Source organism: Bacillus sp. SM2101, from assembly GCF_018588585.1.
GTDB lineage: Bacteria > Bacillota > Bacilli > Bacillales > SM2101 > Nanhaiella > Nanhaiella sioensis.
In genome coordinates this window covers 1-19,617 of record NZ_JAEUFG010000029.1, presented here as the reverse complement: position 1 = coordinate 19,617, position 19,617 = coordinate 1, and the positions used below count along the sequence as shown (strand labels likewise).

16 protein-coding genes and 1 pseudogene are annotated in these 19,617 nt (G+C 34.6%); 11 read left to right on the top strand and 6 right to left on the bottom strand.

Annotated elements, in window-relative coordinates; all coding sequences use genetic code 11:
* Positions 1–41: 41 nt before the first annotated feature.
* Complete coding sequence (locus JM172_RS20115; protein WP_214484168.1) at positions 42–1,097, bottom strand: beta-propeller fold lactonase family protein; 1,056 nt, start codon at positions 1,095–1,097, stop codon at positions 42–44.
* A gap of 367 nt (positions 1,098–1,464) precedes the next feature.
* Between JM172_RS20115 and JM172_RS20110 the strand changes: the two genes are divergently transcribed.
* Positions 1,465–2,514 (top strand): acyltransferase family protein, encoded by a 1,050-nt coding sequence (locus JM172_RS20110; RefSeq protein ID WP_214484167.1) that lies wholly within the window; start codon positions 1,465–1,467, stop codon positions 2,512–2,514.
* A gap of 99 nt (positions 2,515–2,613) precedes the next feature.
* Here JM172_RS20110 and JM172_RS20105 read toward each other — a convergent pair whose 3' ends face one another.
* The 3 genes from JM172_RS20105 to JM172_RS20095 form a co-directional block, all read right to left on the bottom strand.
* Positions 2,614–3,267 (bottom strand): class II aldolase/adducin family protein, encoded by a 654-nt coding sequence (locus JM172_RS20105; RefSeq protein ID WP_214484166.1) that lies wholly within the window; start codon positions 3,265–3,267, stop codon positions 2,614–2,616.
* Positions 3,267–4,499, bottom strand: a complete 1,233-nt coding sequence (locus tag JM172_RS20100; RefSeq protein WP_214484165.1) for an MFS transporter — start codon at positions 4,497–4,499, stop codon at positions 3,267–3,269. Before JM172_RS20100 ends, JM172_RS20105 begins: the two co-directional genes overlap by 1 nt.
* Positions 4,500–4,607: 108 nt before the next feature.
* The gene (locus JM172_RS20095; RefSeq protein WP_214484164.1) at positions 4,608–6,137 is read right to left on the bottom strand and encodes a xylulokinase; all 1,530 of its coding nucleotides are present in this window, start codon (positions 6,135–6,137) and stop codon (positions 4,608–4,610) included.
* 652 nt (positions 6,138–6,789) lie between these two features.
* Here JM172_RS20095 and JM172_RS20090 point away from each other — a divergent pair.
* The 3 genes from JM172_RS20090 (at position 6,790) to JM172_RS20080 (ending at position 9,342) form a co-directional block, all read left to right on the top strand.
* On the top strand, positions 6,790–7,350 hold the full coding sequence (locus JM172_RS20090; protein WP_214484163.1) for a TetR/AcrR family transcriptional regulator: 561 nt from the start codon (positions 6,790–6,792) through the stop codon (positions 7,348–7,350).
* 14 nt (positions 7,351–7,364) lie between these two features.
* Complete coding sequence (locus JM172_RS20085) at positions 7,365–8,825, top strand: aspartate aminotransferase family protein (protein WP_214484162.1); 1,461 nt, start codon at positions 7,365–7,367, stop codon at positions 8,823–8,825.
* Positions 8,826–9,003: 178 nt separating this feature from the next.
* Positions 9,004–9,342 (top strand): group-specific protein, encoded by a 339-nt coding sequence (locus JM172_RS20080; protein WP_214484161.1) that lies wholly within the window; start codon positions 9,004–9,006, stop codon positions 9,340–9,342.
* 107 nt (positions 9,343–9,449) lie between these two features.
* On the opposite strand, the pseudogene JM172_RS20075 reads toward JM172_RS20080, so the two are convergent.
* A pseudogene (locus JM172_RS20075) lies at positions 9,450–9,914 on the bottom strand (SAM-dependent methyltransferase).
* Positions 9,915–10,274: 360 nt separating this feature from the next.
* Between JM172_RS20075 and JM172_RS20070 the strand changes: the two are divergent.
* Positions 10,275–11,501 (top strand): MFS transporter, encoded by a 1,227-nt coding sequence (locus tag JM172_RS20070; RefSeq protein WP_214484160.1) that lies wholly within the window; start codon positions 10,275–10,277, stop codon positions 11,499–11,501.
* Positions 11,502–11,590: 89 nt separating this feature from the next.
* A complete protein-coding gene (locus JM172_RS20065) occupies positions 11,591–12,805 on the top strand; it encodes an MFS transporter (protein ID WP_214484159.1) in 1,215 nt (404 codons plus the stop codon).
* Positions 12,806–13,012: 207 nt separating this feature from the next.
* Here JM172_RS20065 and JM172_RS20060 read toward each other — a convergent pair whose 3' ends face one another.
* Positions 13,013–14,194 (bottom strand): DUF418 domain-containing protein, encoded by a 1,182-nt coding sequence (locus JM172_RS20060; protein WP_214484158.1) that lies wholly within the window; start codon positions 14,192–14,194, stop codon positions 13,013–13,015.
* A 155-nt stretch (positions 14,195–14,349) separates the two neighbouring features.
* Here JM172_RS20060 and JM172_RS20055 point away from each other — a divergent pair, with 155 nt between their 5' ends.
* From JM172_RS20055 to JM172_RS20035, 5 genes are all read left to right on the top strand, one after another.
* The gene (locus JM172_RS20055) at positions 14,350–15,063 is read left to right on the top strand and encodes a response regulator transcription factor (protein WP_214484157.1); all 714 of its coding nucleotides are present in this window, start codon (positions 14,350–14,352) and stop codon (positions 15,061–15,063) included.
* Positions 15,060–16,820 carry a sensor histidine kinase gene (locus tag JM172_RS20050; protein WP_214484156.1) on the top strand — a complete coding sequence of 587 codons (1,761 nt, stop codon included), beginning with the start codon at positions 15,060–15,062 and terminating at the stop codon, positions 16,818–16,820. The genes JM172_RS20055 and JM172_RS20050 overlap by 4 nt, the downstream gene beginning before the upstream one ends.
* Positions 16,821–17,513: 693 nt before the next feature.
* Positions 17,514–18,833 (top strand): MFS transporter, encoded by a 1,320-nt coding sequence (locus tag JM172_RS20045; protein ID WP_214484155.1) that lies wholly within the window; start codon positions 17,514–17,516, stop codon positions 18,831–18,833.
* A gap of 17 nt (positions 18,834–18,850) precedes the next feature.
* On the top strand, positions 18,851–19,141 hold the full coding sequence (locus tag JM172_RS20040) for a glutaredoxin family protein (RefSeq protein ID WP_214484154.1): 291 nt from the start codon (positions 18,851–18,853) through the stop codon (positions 19,139–19,141).
* Between the two features lie 59 nt (positions 19,142–19,200).
* A partial coding sequence (locus JM172_RS20035) for a copper ion binding protein (protein WP_284730489.1) occupies positions 19,201–19,617 on the top strand: 417 nt, incomplete at its 3' end.

Sequence of the window (19,617 nt, the reverse complement as noted above, 5' to 3'; positions counted from 1 at the left end):
ACTTAAAGGTCATAGTGGCTTGTGAATCTACGATAATGCTATTAGATAAGAATTTGAGTCACATAAGCTAGCTTACCATCTGGTGTGAATATAACAGTGCTAGGCCGAAAATTAATTTGAACTGTAGCAATCAACGTATGGGTCTTAACATCAACCACTGAGACAAACTCATCATTTTGATGAGTCACATAAGCTAGTCTTCCGTCAGGGGTGAATGTAACATCGGATTGTCCGAATGGAATCATGATATTCGCAATAACGGAATGGGTTTTCACATTGATGGCAGTTAAAAAATTATCAGAGGTCTCACTGGTTACATAAGCCAATTTACCATCAGGACTAAAATCAATATTACCTGATAAGGCATTCACAGGTACAGTTGCTATGACTGTATGAGTTTTCACATCGATAACTGATACTGATGCACCTCCTCTGTTAACGACATAAGCAAGTTTGCCATCGGGGGTAAATTTAAGGCTAAATGGAGAATCACCAACTACAATTGTAGCAATGACTGAGTGTGTGTCTGTATCAATCGCAAAAACAGTTGAGTTAGGTGAGTTTCCAACAACATAAACGATGCTACCATCAGGGTTGAATGCAATATCCAATAAGTTATCAGTAACTGCAAATTCTATTGTGTTAATCAATGAATGAGTTTTTACGTCAATAACAGATATTGTGTTCGGCTCTACAATTTGAATATCTTTATTTGTAACATAAGCAAGTTTGCCATTTGGAGAAATATCTACGATGAAAGGATTTCTACTTACTTGAATTGAAGAAATAACTGAATGAGTTTTTACATCTATTATGGAAATTTTCTTACTGAGAGGGTTAGTCACGTAAGCTAATTTACCGTCTGGTGTAAATGCAATATCAACTGGGAAGTCATCTGCCAAATCATCAACTGCAACCGTAGCAGTGATTGAATGTGTTTTCACATCAATGACAGATATTGAGTCAGGTAAAGTTGTTACATAAACTAGTTTTCCATCGGGAGTAATAGCCATCCCATAAGTATCAAAAAGGCCAGTACCTACAGGGATTGTGGTGATCAGGCTATGTGTTTTCACATCAATGACAGCTATGGTCAATATGAATCACCTCTTCAAAAGTATGGATAATACAATCATATGAAGCTATAACTTGTTTTTTTCCAGTTCCTAGATTTTTTTGTAGGAGAAGAGTATAGCGCTACAGAAGGAAGTAGCTGTTGGAGTAACCTGTTAAATAGATGAAAAAAAGTTGATTCTCTGTTATGGTAGAGAGTCAACTTTTTTAACGGCGAGATGTCGGTTAAAACAATTAAATAGAGTGATTCAATACTTGATTTTTTCCTAGTTGTTTTATTGGTAGTAAATAACAACATATATATTGTAACGATTTAGGGTTTAAGGACGTCTAACAGTAGTAAATGTATTGAAACTAATATTTTGTTAGTTAGATTATTGATAATTAATGATGGGGTGTTTTGCTATCAGCAAAGATATTACACAAAAGAAGAGTAGAGACCCTTTTTTTGATAATGCAAAATTTATTCTAGTTTTGTTGGTTGTATTTGGTCATTTAAGCAGTATGTTTAGGACGCAAAATGAATTTCTAAATGTAATGCTCAATTTCTTGGCTGCTTTTAGAATGCCTGCTCTAATATTGATTGCAGGATATTTTTCTAAAAGCTTTTATAAAAAGGGATTCATAAATAAGGTTATTAAAAAGACGCTATTTCCATATGTTTTATTCGAAATCATTTATTCTTATTACAATTATGTTTTATACGATTACGATACATTTCAACTGTCATTATTTATGCCAACGATGGGTATGTGGTTTTTGTTGAGTATGTTTTGTTGGAATTTAATGTTGTTTATATTTACGAAAATTCCATATTCACTCGTATTTGCTTTTCTATTTGGAATTGGAATTGGTTATGTAGATAGTGCAGAATCATACTTTAGTATTTCAAGAACTTTTGTGTTCTTTCCGTTTTTCCTTATTGGCTATTATATGAAACCAGCATATTTCCATTGGGTAAAACAAAGTTATGGAAAGATCATATCTATTACATTATTTATTTTTTGTTTGGCTATATTTCTAGTTTTGGATCCATCTACAATGAGAATGTACCTATTAGGTAAATATTCTTTTGATACAATTGGACATTCTGCTTTGTATGGGTCATTCTTTCGCATGATGGTTTATGTAGTTATGCTTTGTGGTATTATTTCTTTTTTACCTTGGGTTCCAAAAAAACAGATGTTTTTTACGCCTTTAGGTCTTAGAACATCGTATGTATTTATTTTGCATTTCTTTTTTATTAAATTCATTAAAACACTAGATTGGTACGCTACTGGAAGTGTATGGCATATCATTATTATTCCGTTGTTAACGATAATCATCACATTTGGATTGAGTTCTAGGCCAGTCTTGTTCTTGACAAGATCGGCTATTGAATGCAAATTTGAAACAATGAATGTTAGGAAGCCATATGATTCCGTTAACAAAGCAGCTTAAAAATGCTGAACGAAAGTGTGGAAATATACGTTCTTATTAAAGCAATGAAAGAGGCTGATACAATCACTTACATGTATCAGCCTCTTTGTTATTAAAGTGTTATATTGACTGTCTTTTAGAATATTTTTTTAAATAATATTGGTGCATTGCAATGGCTTCTACTTTATTTATTTGAGCCGCACCACCGATACTTTGTACATCAATAAATATCCGACATGCTTTTTCAAGTACTTGACACGTAACGAATGCTTCGTCAATCGATCTGCCTACACAAATTGTACCGTGATTAGCTAATAGAGCACCATTTCTGCCTTTAAGTGCTTTAATAACGTTTTTTGTGAGTTTTTTTGTGCCTGATATTGCGTAGTTAGCCACTCTAATACTCGGCCCTACAATTTGTACCATATCATCTAATATTGGAGGGATTTCTTTACGAGCAGCGGCAACTGTACACCCGTGAAGGGAATGAGTATGAATAACGGAATTTACATTTTTTCTTTCCTTATATATTTCCGCATGTAAGCCACATTCTGTGGAAGGTTTTAGCTCACCTTCATATGTTAAATCCTCCAAATTGACAACGACCATATCATCAGATGTTTGATCTGCATAATTTTTACCACTTGGTGTGATAACCATTGTGTTCTCATCAACTCTTGCACTAATATTTCCCCAAGTTCCTTCTACAAGTCCGCTGGAAAGTAGTCTCTTTCCTGCGTCACAAACCATCTTCTTCACTTCAGTAACTTCCATTACATTTCCTCCTTATGTTCACTTGATAAAATCATCGTTGATTCATTTAATTTAGACGTCAGAAATAACCCAATTAACATTAAACCTATAAGTATGATCATGGCAGGCGTTAGTGATCCAGTTGAACTAACTCTAAATGCATCCATACTATAAGTGAATATCACACCTGAAATTTGCCCCATTAGCATAAGCATGCCATAGGATGTACCTTCTGGGATTGGATTAGCGATCTCTGCGCCATATTGAAAAGCGATTGGACCAACTCCCATCATGAAAAATCCTAGAAATGCACAAGACAGAAGGATTAAGCTATATTGGTGAAAAAAAGTAAGCCCAATAAAACCAGGTATAGATGCGATTAATGGAATGATTAAAAGTAAACGGCGTTGATGGAGACGATCTGAAATAATTGGGAGGATAACAGCTCCAACGAGGCCTAGTATAACTAATACACCGCCAGCGATACCTGCTTGAGAAGGGGTGACACCTCTAGGACTAAGGATATTTTCAATCCATGTCATCACTGCATTGAATACGCCCATTACGATAAAAACACACGCCATTAACACGATAAAATCTCTTTTGTATAACATTTGCTGTAACCCTTTAAATGAAAAGGTTTGTTCTGTCTCTTTATCAATACTTGGAGATGTCGGTGGATGCTCTTTGGATAAAACTAAAAATATACAAGCAGAGATGAGCGCAACAATACCATATATACTCAACATACTTTCTAAGCCGTACTGGTCAGTAAGGATTGGGGTTAACACTAAGGCAATAATCATCCCGATATAAGTAGCCATAGATGCAATTCCTGTAGCGGTAGCCCTTTCATCAACAGGAAACCAACGTGCAGCAGCCTTTGTTATGGAATTCGTTAGAAATGGCTGACCGATAGCAACACCGATTTGTGAAATAACTACTATAGTAAAGCTTGACGACATAAACCCTCTTGATAGGCCAAATACAGCAGTAATAATAGCGCCAACTGCAACAGCGATGCGAAAACCATACGTATCAACGAGCCAAGAAGCTGGTAAGGTCATTATGATATACACAACCATAAAACATATTGATAAAAATGCGATGCTAAGACTAGAAACGTTGTAATAATCTTCTGCGATACGAGTAATTGGAGCGAAAGTTAACCAAAATAAATTGGTTGTAGCAAGAATTGGAATCATTGAAATAAGAATAACCCATCTGTAACGGTAGACTTTAGGTTTTTCCATACCAACCTCCATATCATTTTTTATTAGGTAGATTTTCTAGTTATCTTTTCTATAACTTGAGTAGTATTGTGGAAATAGCAAACGATGTATACGGAAAAGAGTCTTCTGTTAGAATCGAGCCGAATTTAAATCGGCATAAGATTGTTTTAAAGAGTAGTAGATTGATTTATATGAGGATAATAACTGACTATAGATTTGAGCATTTTGTACATTGGGTTCATAATGTTTATCCGTTTTTATTAAATCATTAACACAGTTAAAATCATCATAGATACCAAGTCCAATCGCTGCACAAATTGCTCCACCAACCGCACCGGCCATTTGTGGTTGTAACACTGTGGTGACAGGCTTTTGTGTTACATCTGATAATATTTGCATCCATTGGTTGTCAAGGGAGCCTCCTCCAATTAACTTTAATGTTGAAACATCAAACCCGTAATCACGTTTGAAGTTTTCTAAAATCCAACTTAAGTTGTAAGAGACACCTTCATAGACAGCTCTCATCATATGTTCCCTTGTATGTTCTAGGCTTATATTAAATAATGTGGCCCTAGTGGTAGTAGTACTCACTGGACATCTTTCTCCTAGCATCCAAGGTGTACAAACTAAATAGTCAGAACCAGGAGGGATTTTCTTTACATCTTCATCCATAAGATCAAATATATTATCAACATTCGGATCTTGCTGTTCGTGAGAGTAGAATTGATCAGCAATCCATTGGATACAAGATCCAGCAGCTTCAGTAATACCCACAACATGAGCCATGTTGGGATCAGCACTTTGAATAACAGCAGCACCATTTTTATGCTTTAAGTTTTTTGAAGTTGAAACACATACCCATGCAGAAGTCCCGAGGTAAATATGGGCTTCCCCTTCACCAACTGCATTGGCACCAACTGCAGCACTTTGCACGTCATCACAACCACCGAAGACAGGGGTCCCTTGAAGCAATCCCATTGCATCAGCAGCCTCTTTAGTAAGGCCACCAACATTATCTATTGAGCGCACAAGAGGTGGAAGTTTATTCGTATCAATACCACAAAGTTGAAAGAAGAACTTTAACCAATCTTTTTTCTTTAAGTCAAACCCATAGGATGATGCACCAGACCATTCAATGACTGGATTGCCGGTTGATTTAAATTTAAGAAAGCCATTTACGTCTAAAAAATACTTCGTTTCATGATATACCGTAGGTTCCTTTTCTTTGATCCATAGAAGTTTTGGGATCACATCTTTGCCCATTAATTTTACGCCAACAACCGCTTTAAAAAGCTGTTCGCCTAGAAATTTCCTCATAATTCTTTTTGCTTGCAGTTCAGCTCGACCATCTACCCACGATATATTAGGTCGTAATACTTGACCATCGCTATTAATGGGTATTATACCCATTGCTTGAGTCGTGAAAATGATTCCTAATACTTCTTGTGGTGATACGCTTGCTAATTCTAACACTTGTTTTGTCGTTTTAATGATTGCGTTCCAATAGTCTTCAGGTTGTTGCTCTACCCAATTTGGGTGTGGTGTGAGTAAAGGATAGGAAGCAGTAGCACTAGCAATGATTTTTCCGTTTGTATTTACAAGAACTGTTTTATTGGAACTCGTACCTACATCATGAGAAATTAAGTATTTCCCCCCCATACAAAACCTCCACTAATAGATTAAAGGCTACATTCGTATTGATTTGTGTTACTAAGAAATACACCGTAGCCAATTAAATTACAGCATCTTTTCTTCTACTGATAATTTTTCGATCTTGTAATGACAATAAGTAACGAATGCTACAAAGTTCATGATAAAGTGTTTGGAAAATAATAGATTCCTGTAGTTGTAAGCGCAGTGGTGATGCATATTTTACTTTTAATATGGAGTCATGGTAGATGAAGGTGGCATAAACAGTACTGAAAATTCAGAAAAATACACATAATAGAAAAGCCTCTAACTATATTATATATGCTATTCCAAATATGGAAATAGTTTTTTCTGAGAAAAGTATACCTTAGTACGATTTAATAATCAAGTATATAATTAGAATATATTTTATATTCAGACTTTACAATAAAAATAGACTGATATATAATACCGTTATTAGGAAAAGGCTGTTTTCGTATGAAGGAATAACACGTATCCTCATCTTAAATACAATGATTATCCTATACAATCCCATTGAACACTTAAGAAATTAGTAATAGCTTCAATGTATACGAAAAGAGCCTAGGAAAAAGCGTAACTAGGAGGAAAAAACATTAACAATCATAGTTCGTATAACCTATCCAGGCGAGAGCGTAAGAAAATGAAAACCACAACAAATATTCTCAAGTCAGCACGTTATTTATTCCGAGATAAAGGCTATGAGAAAACATCAATAGAAGACATTACAGAAATGTCAGATATCGCAAAGAGTACTTTTTTTAAGCATTTTCCGAATAAAGAAAGTTTGTTGATTGGAATTGCAGAAGAAGAAGTAGCTGATCTATTAGATTTAATGGACGACCCACTTTATAAATCCTCGCAAACAATTGAAAAGATTAGAACCATTATGCTTAGACTTCTAGAAGATTCTTTACCCTATTTACAGCTTACAGGGCGTGTAGTTTTCTCATCAATTATTAATAAAAGTGATAAAGAAACTCCTTACTTGCAAATTAGAAGAATATTAGAAAACTTAATTAGAGAAAGTCAGGAAAAAGGTGAGATCAAAGCAACTTTTTCACAAAGTGAGATCGTTACGTTAATTATGGGTAGTTATTATGGGCTCTTATTCAGGTGGCTTGAAGAAGATTCTAAAGTAGGTGCAACTTCGGAATTAGATCACATTTTAGATATGATTTTTAAAGGAATTACCGAAGAATAAAGGGGTGTCTTTCTATGGAAAAGAAAGGATACGCAATCTCAACATGGCACGATACAGCGGAAATTTACAACAAACTTGATCATTTAATGCAACAGCCGATAAGGCCGATTAAACGTGAAGCGATGAAAGAATATCTAGATTACTATGAAACTAAATGTAGTAAATCTAAAGAAATGATTACAGAGGCAAAAAAATATATTCCTGGTGGTGTGCAGCATAATTTAGCGTTTAATTATCCATACCCTATTGTCGTAAACAAAGCAGAAGGAGCTTATTTGTGGGATATTGATGGGAATAAATATATTGATTTTCTACAATCAGGTGGGCCCATTATTTTGGGGAGTAATTATAAACCAGTTAGAGAAAAAGTAATTGAATTATTAAATGATTGTGGACCTGTTACTGGACTATTCCACGAATATGAATTTAAGATTGCAAAGTTAATTAATAAACACATGCCTGCAGTAGAAATGTTTCGTATGCTAGGAAGTGGTACAGAAGCCGTGATGGCTTCAATCAGAATTGCTAGACTTGCAACAGGGAAGAAAAAGGTTGTCAAAATTGGCGGTGCGTATCATGGCTGGAGTGACCAAATGGTTTATGGATTAAAGATCCCAGGTACAGGTAGATTTGAAGCACACGGTATACCTCGAGCAAGTACTAGGCATACGCAAGAAGTAAAGCCAAATAACTTAGGTGCATTAAGAAGGCAGCTACAGCTTAATAAGCTAAAGGGTGGTACAGCTTGTGTAATAGTTGAACCAGTTGGTCCAGAGAGCGGTACGAGACCGATATACAAAGATTACAATCATGAAGTTCGCAAACTTTGTGATGAGTTTGGTGCTCTGCTCATATTCGATGAGGTTGTAACTGGTTTTCGCATAGGTTTAGGAGGAGCTCAAGGCTATTTTGATGTAAAACCAGATTTGACGGTGTTTGGAAAAGTAATTGCTGGTGGGTATCCAGCTGCGGGCGGTATTGGAGGTCGAAAGGATTTAATTGAACGACTTGCTGCAGGTTTGGAAAGTGGTAAAAAAAGAGCATATGTTGGCGGAACATTAGCAGCAAATCCGTTAAGTGCACTTGCTGGCTACTATACAATACTAGAAATTGAGAAAACAAACGCATGTGAAGTTGCAGGAAGGGCAGGGGATCGTTTAACGAAGGGGCTTAATGAACTTATTAATAAATATAATCTACCTTTTGTCGCCTTTAACCAAGGATCTATATGTCATCTAGAAACTGCGGCAGCGATGTTTGTCAAATTAGGAATCAATATTTTAAGTGCACTCGGCGAAATTAAAAAACGGAAGCACATGATGGAGGAGATGGGTGCTGCTTATATGGCGGAAGGAATCGTTTCGCTGGCAGGAAGTAGACTATATACTAGCTTGGCAGATACTGATGAAGTGATTGATGATGCACTTAATCGTTTTGAGCGAGTTTTTCAAAAAATTGAAGGTGCGCATGTTTAACTGTTAATTGGATGAAATAAGATGAAGATGAGGGGTGTCTTATAATTAACGTTAAGAGACACCTTTTTTGTATGTACACCCTTAATAATCTGTGCTTAGTAATAACTAGCGTTATCGTAATGTTTATTGAAGATATTACTGTAGTTTTAGTAGGTTATCGCCAAACACGCATGGTTTTGTGAAGTATGTGAGTGAAAAACTAATAGCTAAAGGCTATACTCAAACGTATGATTGGACTAAAAATAACAGGACATTGACTATTGATCAGCTTAGGCATATTGGTCAAAAAGAGAAAGATGCAGTATGTGAAGCTGATTTTTTAGTAGTTTTATTCCCAGCAGGTAAAGGTAGTCATGTTGAATTAGGTATCGCACTTGGCAGAGGGAAAAAGGTTTATCTTTATTCAGAAAGTGAAGATATAAATGACTTTGAAACTACAACTACCTTTTATCACTTAAATGGCATAGAGAAATGTATAGGTACTATAGATGATTTAATAAGGCTGGTTTCGGCGTAGGTTGTTGTTTTTCGTATTTACATATAAGGGTAAGGTATCTCACCTTTTCCTAGAGCTGTTGTCGAATGACCATGTCTCTACATATTAAAAGCCTTCATTTCCTCTTGTTATTGTTCTTTCCAATAATTAGTCATTAAATCTATCGACCACCTCGGCTGTTTAATTGTTCCTTTAGGTAAAAACTCTTCCATAACAGGTTTGATGTCTATGACTGGTGTGTTATGAATTGCATCTAGACCTGTTACAAACAGTGTCTTGCCTTCTCGTTTTACTAACTTTACAGTAGTTAAGCCGAGTTTGTTCGGGCGGTTTTTACCACGCTGAGCCAAGATGCCGACCTTTGGATAGTTCTGATTATTGCGGGGATGTCTTGCTGAGAAGTGGGTGTGACTATCAGCCACCTTGTCGAATAAAAAAATGACGTCAATGTGAGAAAATTCTTCAATTCCTAATAAGCTCTCTTCTGAAAAATCTTCTGTTAGTTCTATTAATGATAATACATCTCCTCAATTGTCATCTGCTATTTCTTCTCTATTATTTTTAACGTAAGCGATCGGCTTTAATGAATACATATATTCTCCTTTCTTACTTCATAGTTTTAATGGATTACTCTTAGATTGTTGTCGAGTTATTGATATATATTTGTAATTGCAACGCGGACCAGCTTTAGTTCATGCTGTTTTCACTTAGTTATTAGTACGACAGTAAGAGTTTAATCAAACGTTTGTTTAAATGATGGTTTAGGCAATGGTGGTAAGATGTTATGTAATATAAATGCATAATTGTGTTATATTAGTAATTATATAAAAATTTTAATAATTATGAAATATGATTATGACCTAACAATAATACATTACAGGAGCTAAGTTCAATGTGAGAGAAAGTTTATTTCTAATATAAAAATTGAATAGAAGTTTGTTAGAGGTGTTAGGATGTTCAAAAATAGAAACTTTCTACTGTTATGGTCAGGTCAACTCGTTTCGATATTTGGAAATCGTTTTAGTGAGCTTGTCATACCATTAATTATTTTACAAGTGACAGACTCACCGTTGAAGGCTGGAGTTGTTGCGGTAAGTACTCACATTGCACCGCTATTATTTTCTATACCGGCAGGTGTTCGGATTGAGCAAAGATCAAAGAAAGCAGTTGCGTTAGTAAGTGGGCTTATTCGAGCATTGACGATGTTTATGTTAGTTGCCACCATCTTTTTCGGAACGTTTAATTTATGGTACGTATCTGGTATCCTGCTTTTGACTGGTTTAGCAGGAGTTTTCTTTCGAATTTCATTTAATGCGATGCTACCACGTGTAGTACAACGTCAAAATTTAGTTGACGCACATAATTATTTGGAAGGTGCAGATGCGGTAAGTACTTTAGTAGGTCCTGCTCTGGCTGGTATTGCTTTAACTGTCATTGGTGGAGCATGGACGCTAAGCATTGATGCTTTGTCATTTTTACTATCTTTCATTGCAATATTTTTTCTCGTTGTAAAAGAGCCAGTTGAAAAGGCTGCTCGTAACGTGAGTGGAAAACAGAAGGTCAATGAGGGGCTACAAGGTGTTAGGTTTTTGTTTGGAAATCGTCTTCACAGGTTTGTAACACTTAACCATACTGTGCTAAACTTTTCATCCTATGCGGTCGTTTTATTGGTCATTGTATATGCTTCACAGGTTTTACACTTAAATGATGTACAAACGGGTCTGTTGCTCTCAGCAGCTGGTTTAGGGAATATATTTGGTGTTATTCTCATGCGCAAAGTGAAATTAGTTAATTGGAATATGCTATATGGAAGCCTTATACTTACATCTGGAATAGGAGTTTTATTAATTGTATTATCAACCAGTTTTGTTCCTGCATTTATTGGGATGTTCATCTTCGATGGTGCATTGTCAATGGCATTCGTTATTAATGGTGCAGGTAGACAAACAGTTACTCCAACAGCTTATTTGGCAAGGGTAAGTAGCGCTGGATTATTTATTTCAAGTTTAGTAGCAATTGTAGCTAATCTGTTTGCTGGTGGAGTCGCGCAATTTGTTAACGCAAATTTAGGACTTGTAATCTGTTCAATGATCTTAGTTATGAATGGCCTCATAGCGTATACCCAGAGGAGCTTAAACAAACCCGTTTCTGCCTTTGAAGCGAGTAATGAATTGATATAATACATATTTTATTAATAAGGAACGGAGTGAAATGAATGTAGGTGACTACCCCAAACCAATAAAATTTGAAATACAAAGGGGTAGTAAAAATGAAAAGTAAATCATTTAAGTATTTATGGATAGGTCAATCATTTGCAGATGTTGGCGATGTCCTTTATATTGTTGCGCTAATATCTTTACTATACAGTTCCACTGGCTCGCCATTCTATTTAGCCTTCTTACCTTTTGCAATTACTTTTGCCAGGTTTATAAGTGGAATTTTTGCACCAATATTAATAAATCGTTTAAAGTTAAAATCATTACTAGTAAGCTCTCAAGTAATTAAAACAGTATTGTTATTATTATTGTCGCTTTATGTGTATATGCAAATTGAAGCGATGTCTCCATTTATTGTTATCACATTTGCTTTTACCATTTCTTTCTTTGATGGATGGGCTAATCCGGCTCGGGATGCCATGTTACCGAGGCTTGTAAGTTCTAAAGAACTGGTTAGAGCAAATAGCTTTCTTGCAAGTGTAGATCAGATTATACAGTTAGGTGGCTGGGCTTTCGGAGGCATTTTGGTAGCAGCATTAAGTGGCTCATATGTGATATGGCTGACTTTGTTGTTATATTTCGTATCGACATTGATGATGTTTGGTATTATTGACGAAACTCAGCACGAAATAAGTAAGGATAAAGAGAAAGCCTTTTGGTATGTGCTAAAAGAAGGATGGGCAATCATTTGGAGGAATCCTTCTCTTAGAAATATTCATGTTATGTTGTTTATAGAATCAATTGCTCATGTAGTATGGATTGCTGCTATTCTTTACGTGTTCGTCTATGAAGTCTTACAAGAATCTGAAAAATGGTGGGGCTATATTAATGTAAGTTTCTTTGTCGGTCTTTTAATTGGTGGTGTAGTTGGAATGAAATTCTCTACTATGATCGAAAAACATATGACAAAGACAATTATTATGACATCATTTGTAATAAGTGTCATGCCATTTCTTTTTGGTGTTAATTCAAATGCTTGGATGGCTCTTATTATATCAGCTATGTTTGGATTATTTGAACAAATAAAGGGAATTAGCTTACAAACAGGCATACAACAAAGTACCTCAGCAGATATGTTACCAAAGGTATACGCAGCTCAAAGTGCGTTAACTGCGATAACATTTGGTTTATCAACACTATTTTTTGGTTATATTTCAGAGCATTACAATATAAGGTTTGTTTTTATTTTAGCAGGTATATTATTGGTTATGTCAGCAATATATGCGCTGAAAAATAAAAATTCCTTAGAGGTTAAGAAGGTAGCTTAATTATATAAATCTGTCATGAAAGTTTAAAGCTGTTGCTATGGGAATGTACACCATAGCAACAGCTTTTTTTATTATTGAAAAATTCATATGAAAAAAGATTGAAATTATATACTTAATTATGAAAGTTGAAATCATGCCTGAGATTACACATATTGGAATAAACCACTCCGAATTTGTAAAGACCTTCTTTTTTTTCACAGGATATTCTTATGCAATTCGTTTATTTTCTATTGCTGCTTTAATTCTCGGTTTACCTGAAAGGGTGAAATATGTCCAAATACGTATCATTTTTTCGAATGGTCCAGATCTGAATCTCTTTAAGTATAGGTAGCTAAGGGAAACCTGTAAGGAGTAAATGATGATGCCGAGGAAAAACGCATTAACTATTCCTAGTTTTCCAAATAAGCCGAAACCATAACCATAAAAGATAGTTGTACAGATAACAGTTTGTAGTAAGTAATTTGTCATTGATAACTTGCCAACAGCTTCAAATGACTTAAATAGTAAAGTACCTTGCTTATAACCGAGTGCCATTAAATAGATATAGCCTAGTGATAACATATTTGCCCCGAGTAATGAACCAATACCGACCCAAGATTGATTTGGAATAATGTAAACTAAGCTTTTTAGTAATAGACCGATTGGTACAAAAAATAGTGCGTATTTAATATATAAATCATGTTCTTTTGCTGGATCTGTGAAGCGTTGTTTCTTTGCGGCGTACATCCCAAGCAAGAATAAAGGTGCCGAAGCAATAGGCGCTAATAATAATAAAATAAGGTACATATAATCAGGCAAATTAAGCGGGTCAACGTTGTTTCTATGATATGTTATTTCATTATAAGTACCACTACCATATATCTCAAATGTATCTTTTACGTATTGTTCTAAAATAGCTTTGTCTTCAATAGTTCCAGCTTCACTTCCATACCCGAAGAGTGAGGTAAGTAACAGTAAAACTATTCCCCATACTAGGACAGTCTTACTCTTTCGATTCATAAACAATAAGAGAAAAAACCCCATCATTCCATATAAGAGTAGAATGTCCCCTTCCCATAACAATGTACTGTGCACTAGGCCAATAGCTCCCAAAAATATAAAACGACGCACAAAATGTCTTTTTACTTTGAGTTCCTTTCGCTCTATGCTTTCTTTCATTTTAATCATCCCATATCCAAATAAAAATGTGAAAATGGGCATAAAACTACCTTCGATGAATATTTTTATCAACTTATATGCAAATAAATCTGTTGCTGATAACGAAAGAAGTGATACTTCATCTTTTCCAAATAAACCATATTGAAAGATTAGTAGGTTCGCCATTAATATTCCAAATAAACTAAAGCCCCTTATACCATCGATCATATTTACTCGGTTGTTTACCGTCATTGTAGTTCCCCCTTGCTCAGTTTTCTAAATATAGCATAAATGATATTCCTTACTGCATATGAAACAGCACCTTATTTTTATCTTAATTATTAGGTATCGCGTTAAGATTCTCGTAAGGTTAACATGGTAATATTAAGATGAGGTGGATAATCATGGTGGAAAATTCGAGGGTATTAATTGTTGATGATGAGAAATCTATCGTAAAAATGCTAGAAATGGTGTTGATGAAGGAAGGATTTAATCTAATCTTTAAAGCTCATTCTATTAATGAAACAATGGTTATTTTAGAGCAAGAACAAATAGATTATATTGTGCTAGACGTAATGCTTCCAGATCAATCAGGGTTTGAAGCATTGCCAAAAATAAAAACAATGACAAATGCTCATATATTATTTTTAACTGCAAGGACATCTGATTTAGATGTATTAACAGGCTTTGCGATTGGTGGTGACGATTATGTTACAAAACCATTTAATCCGTTAGAGATTGTTGCTAGAATAAAAGCAGCCAATAGAAGGAGTGGAAATCAACTAACAACAAGTAGTTCAGAGCGTGAAAATTTATATGATTTTGGTTTCTTTATTTTAGATGAGATTACAAAAGAGCTCAATGTAAATGGAGAGGTTGTGTCATGTCCTCCACAAATCTATCGTTTACTCCAATTCTTATGTGAGAATCCTAATCGTGTGTTTTCAAAAGAAGAGTTATTTGAAAAGGTGTGGGGTCTTGATACGATGATTGATGATAATACAGTTATGGTTCATATTAGGAGACTAAGGGAGAGAATCGAGCCTGATCCTAGTAATCCTCGCTTTTTAGTAACTGTTCGTGGATTAGGATATAAGCTTATGAAGGAGCAAAAGAAATGAAGTTGAAATCAAAGTCGATAAAACGAAGATTTGCGTTTCAATTCACATTTCAATATATTACGCTTGTGTTGTTCATATTTGTTGTATTAGTTATTTTTCTGTTAATATTTTTACGTTTTATCGCATTATCAGAAATTCATAGTAATTATCCCATTGGTGTACTCGAATCGATACATACAGAAACTAGTATTGCTGACGGTAAAGTAGAATTTTCAACGGATTGGCATCGAGAGTTAGCTAAGAAGAATATGTGGTTGCAAATTGTTAATTTTGATGGTGAAGTCATGTATGCAATTAATACGCCGTCACATGTAAATGATAAATATACGATTAATGATCTTGTCCAAATAGAAGAGGCTAATCAATATGAAACATATAAAGTTTATTATAAATACGACGCTACTTTCTTTGATGATCCGTATTTGTTTTTATTAGGATATGAAGATAAAAACTTGGAGCTGTTGGAGTCATGGGTGAATCAATTTACTTCCAATGAGGCACTAGCAAAAGAAGCGAAATTCCATCTGGAAAAGGTGTTAGCAGAAATGGGTGGCTACCTTCAGATTTTAAATAATGATGGTGAAATTGTACAATCAATTGGTCATAAGGACGATGCTCAAACATACAAGCCTTTAGACGTCTTAGGTAGAAAATTACAACCCGGAAACTACGAAACTGATGCAATCATTTATCATGACAATAAGTGGGATACGATTTGGATGTTGCATTTGAATAAAAAGGAAGATGAAGTCATTCAATTAATTTTTATAAAAAAGGCTATTTTGACATTAGTCATTATGGGTGGTGTGCTACTATCTTTAGCTATAGCCTTAACTGGATGGCATGCGTTTCGCTATGGTCAACCACTACACATTTTTATAAGCTGGTTAGAAAGAATGGGTCATGATGAATACACTCAGGTATTTACCGATAAGGAAAGACAAAAGATATTTAATAAAAAAGGAAAAGTTCGTTACCGATACAGATTATACCAAGAAGTGATACAAGCCTTTTATGATGTCACTGAAAAGCTATCAGAATCTTTGAGAGAACGAAAACGACTTGAAAAAGTAAGAGAGGAATGGATGACAGGTATTTCGCATGATTTAAGAACCCCATTATCAACGATTCAAGGGTACGGTCACATACTTGAAAGTGGAGAATACGAATGGAGTTCAAATGAGCTTCAAGAAGTTGGTGCCATGGTAAGAGAAAAGGGTGACTATATGTTAAACCTCATCCAAGATTTTTCGTTAGTGTTTCAGCTCAAAAATGACACACTTCCGTTAAAGTTAGAACCAATAAATATTGTTGAAATTATTGAACATACTTTAAAAAAATTCAGTAAAGATGTGACCCTTGGTCAAAATATTATAAATGGTAAGTACAGTCAGCTCAATATAGAAATTTTAGGTGATCGAAAATGGCTTCTAAGGATGCTAGATAACTTAATATATAATGCGATCAAACACAACCCACCTGGTATTTCAATTGTAGTGAAAGTTGAAAAAAAACTGAATGAAACATTTGTTCAAATTATTGACAATGGACAAGGTATGGATGAAGAAACGAAGCAAAACTTGTTTGAAAGGTATTACAGAGGGACGAATACAGACGAACAGATAGAAGGAGTTGGGTTAGGAATGAGTATTGCAAAAGAAATTGTAAACTCTCATCACGGTGAGATTAAGGTTGAATCAACAGTTGAGGTAGGAACTAAAATTACGTTAATTTTCCCTATATACCCTAATGAGTAAAAGTATTAATTGCAAGTAAGATTTATAACATACGCTGAATGAGCTTATGATCAGTAAATTAAAACCTCCATAGTCATTATATCTTCTAGCCTCAGGATTAAGGTCCAGAGGCTACTGTTATATCTCCGTCTTCCACGAAAACTTATACTTTTGAGGGACAACGTTTAGTTGAAAGCATATAAAAACATCGTGTTAAATATCTATATTTACGATATGGGTAGTCGAAATGATCCAAGTAGCATCTTTTTTTACATTTTTAAACATTCTGAAAAAAGATATAATCAACCGTAACAATTATAGGTATCCTTTTAATGCTGACAAGTAAGTTAATAATCTAAGAAAACTTAAGGTAAAGTAAATTAAGATGAAATTTGGAATTTAAATGAAAAAAATTGAAAACTTTTTATTGACAGTATACCATACAGGGGTATAGTATATAGTTAAAGAGGTGATTGAAATGGATAATGATTGTCAAGCGATGATGGGGAAGGATATTTATCTTCACTGTTAATAAAAGGCTGTTTTCACATGAATTGTTGCTTTTTGTTCTAAGTATAAGCGGGTATACATCTAGCATTCGTGGCTCTTTTCTACCTTCACTAATGTTGATCAATCTCTAAGAATAGCAACAAAGTTTACGAAAAGAGCCTAATAATATGAATAAAAATGAGGTCGCATTTGGAGGTAAATAACATGGAAGCTACTTTAAAAAAGCCAATAGTAAGTAAGAATGAAAGAAAAATAGCAATGACTCTGTTTTTAATTGGGATATTCATGGGAGCACTTGACCACGGTATCGTTGGTCCTGCTCTAAGCTCAATTGTCTTCACTTATAATATTGATACCTCGTGGGGAGTCTGGAGCTTTACGATATATACATTACTATTTGCAGTAAGTATACCCCTCATGGGTAAATTCTCTGATCGATTCGGGAGAAAGTTAATCTTTATTGTTGGTATTGGACTATTTGGCATTGGATCATTGTTTGCTGCATTAGCACATAACTTTGTTCTGTTTTTAATAGGGCGAAGTATTCAAGCTATTGGAACAGGTGGAATATTTCCAATAACTGCAGCATTTATAGCGGTAAGTTATCCAGAAGAAACTCGTGCAAAGGCTATGGGTATGATAGGGCTCATTTTTGGATTCGGAAGCATTCTCGGCCCAATGGTAGGAGGATATATCATTCAAAACTTTGATTGGCAGTGGATATTTTTAATCAATGTTCCAATTGCAATTCTAGTGGTAGTACTCATGAGTTTTGTGAAGATACAACAACAAATAATAAAAAATCCAATTGATTATAAAGGTATTATGCTTCTGACAGCTATCATTCTGTCAATCATGCTTGGGATTACAACAGTAAATATATATGTCCTAATTATAGGTGTTATATTAATACCAATTATGATATTCGTAGAAAAAGCTGCACCAGATCCAATTATTAAAATACATTTCTTTAAACAAAAGAATACTCTTATTATTTTATTCTACTCAGCGGTATCAGGGGTAATTATGGCCTCTACAATTAATTTATTACCTATATTTATAGAAACTGAGATGATGATTTCCAAAGCAAGTGCAGCTTTAGGTGTTGCGCCATTAGCTATTACATCAATGATTGCCTCAGTAGTTGGAGGTCAAATGGTTACAAAAATTGGCGCAAAGAAAGTATTGTTTATTGGCTTTCTTCTGACAACCATTGGAACACTACTGTTAATAAACCCTATAAATTATAGCTATGTTTTAGTAGTTTCTGCGATTATTGGCTTTGGAATTGGAATTATTATCGGTGCTCCTTTAAATATTTTGATTATACAAGAGACACCTATATCTGAGGCTGGTACATCAGTAGGATTTCTTAGTTTATTCAGATCTCTTGGATCAACTGTCGGTCCAACAATAGCAGGAATAATGATTGCTTCTTCTGCAGATGGTTTTGCTTATATTAGTATCTTTTTAGCTAGTGTTTCCATCATTTCATTAATCATATTCGCAATTTTTAAAAAATAATAGAAAGGTAGATATTTATGACTGATAAATTAATACTTGAACTTTATACAAGGCCTACATGCTCAGATTGCCAACAAGCGAAGGGATTTCTAGCGTTACATCAGATCCCGTATGTTGATAAAGATGTTAGTAAAGATTTGAAACTAGAAGATGATTTGAAGACTATTTCTGGTACAAGAATTGTTCCTTCCTTCGTCTTTTATAATAAAAATATATGGGGTAAGAAAAAAATTCACAAAAATATTATTGGTTTTGAACCAAATAAACAGGAGATTATGGAGCTGTTAAATGTACCAGTTGTACAATAAAAATTTTTATAGTGTTAGTGTAGTTTCGTAGTTTGTAATATATAAATCATTAAATGGAGATGATCAATATGAGTGGATTAACAGAATTAATAGCAAATCCTGCTCAAGAACAAATACAATTAGGAATAACAGGGATGACATGTGCATCATGTTCTACACGAATTGAAAAAATGTTAAACAAAATGGACGGTGTAGAGGCGAATGTTAATTTAGCAATGGAATCTGCAACGATTAAGTATAATGCTGATACAGTGAAGCCGGAAGATGTAGTGTCAAAAATTAATAAACTTGGCTACGGTGTACAGACTGAGAAGGTAGATCTTGATATATACGGCATGACATGTGCTGCCTGCTCCACGCGGATTGAAAAAGTGGTAAATAACATGGACGGTATTGAATCTGCAACGGTTAATTTGACAACTGAATCAGCTGCGTTATCGTTTCAACCAGGGTTAGTTAGTGTTGATGACGTAATT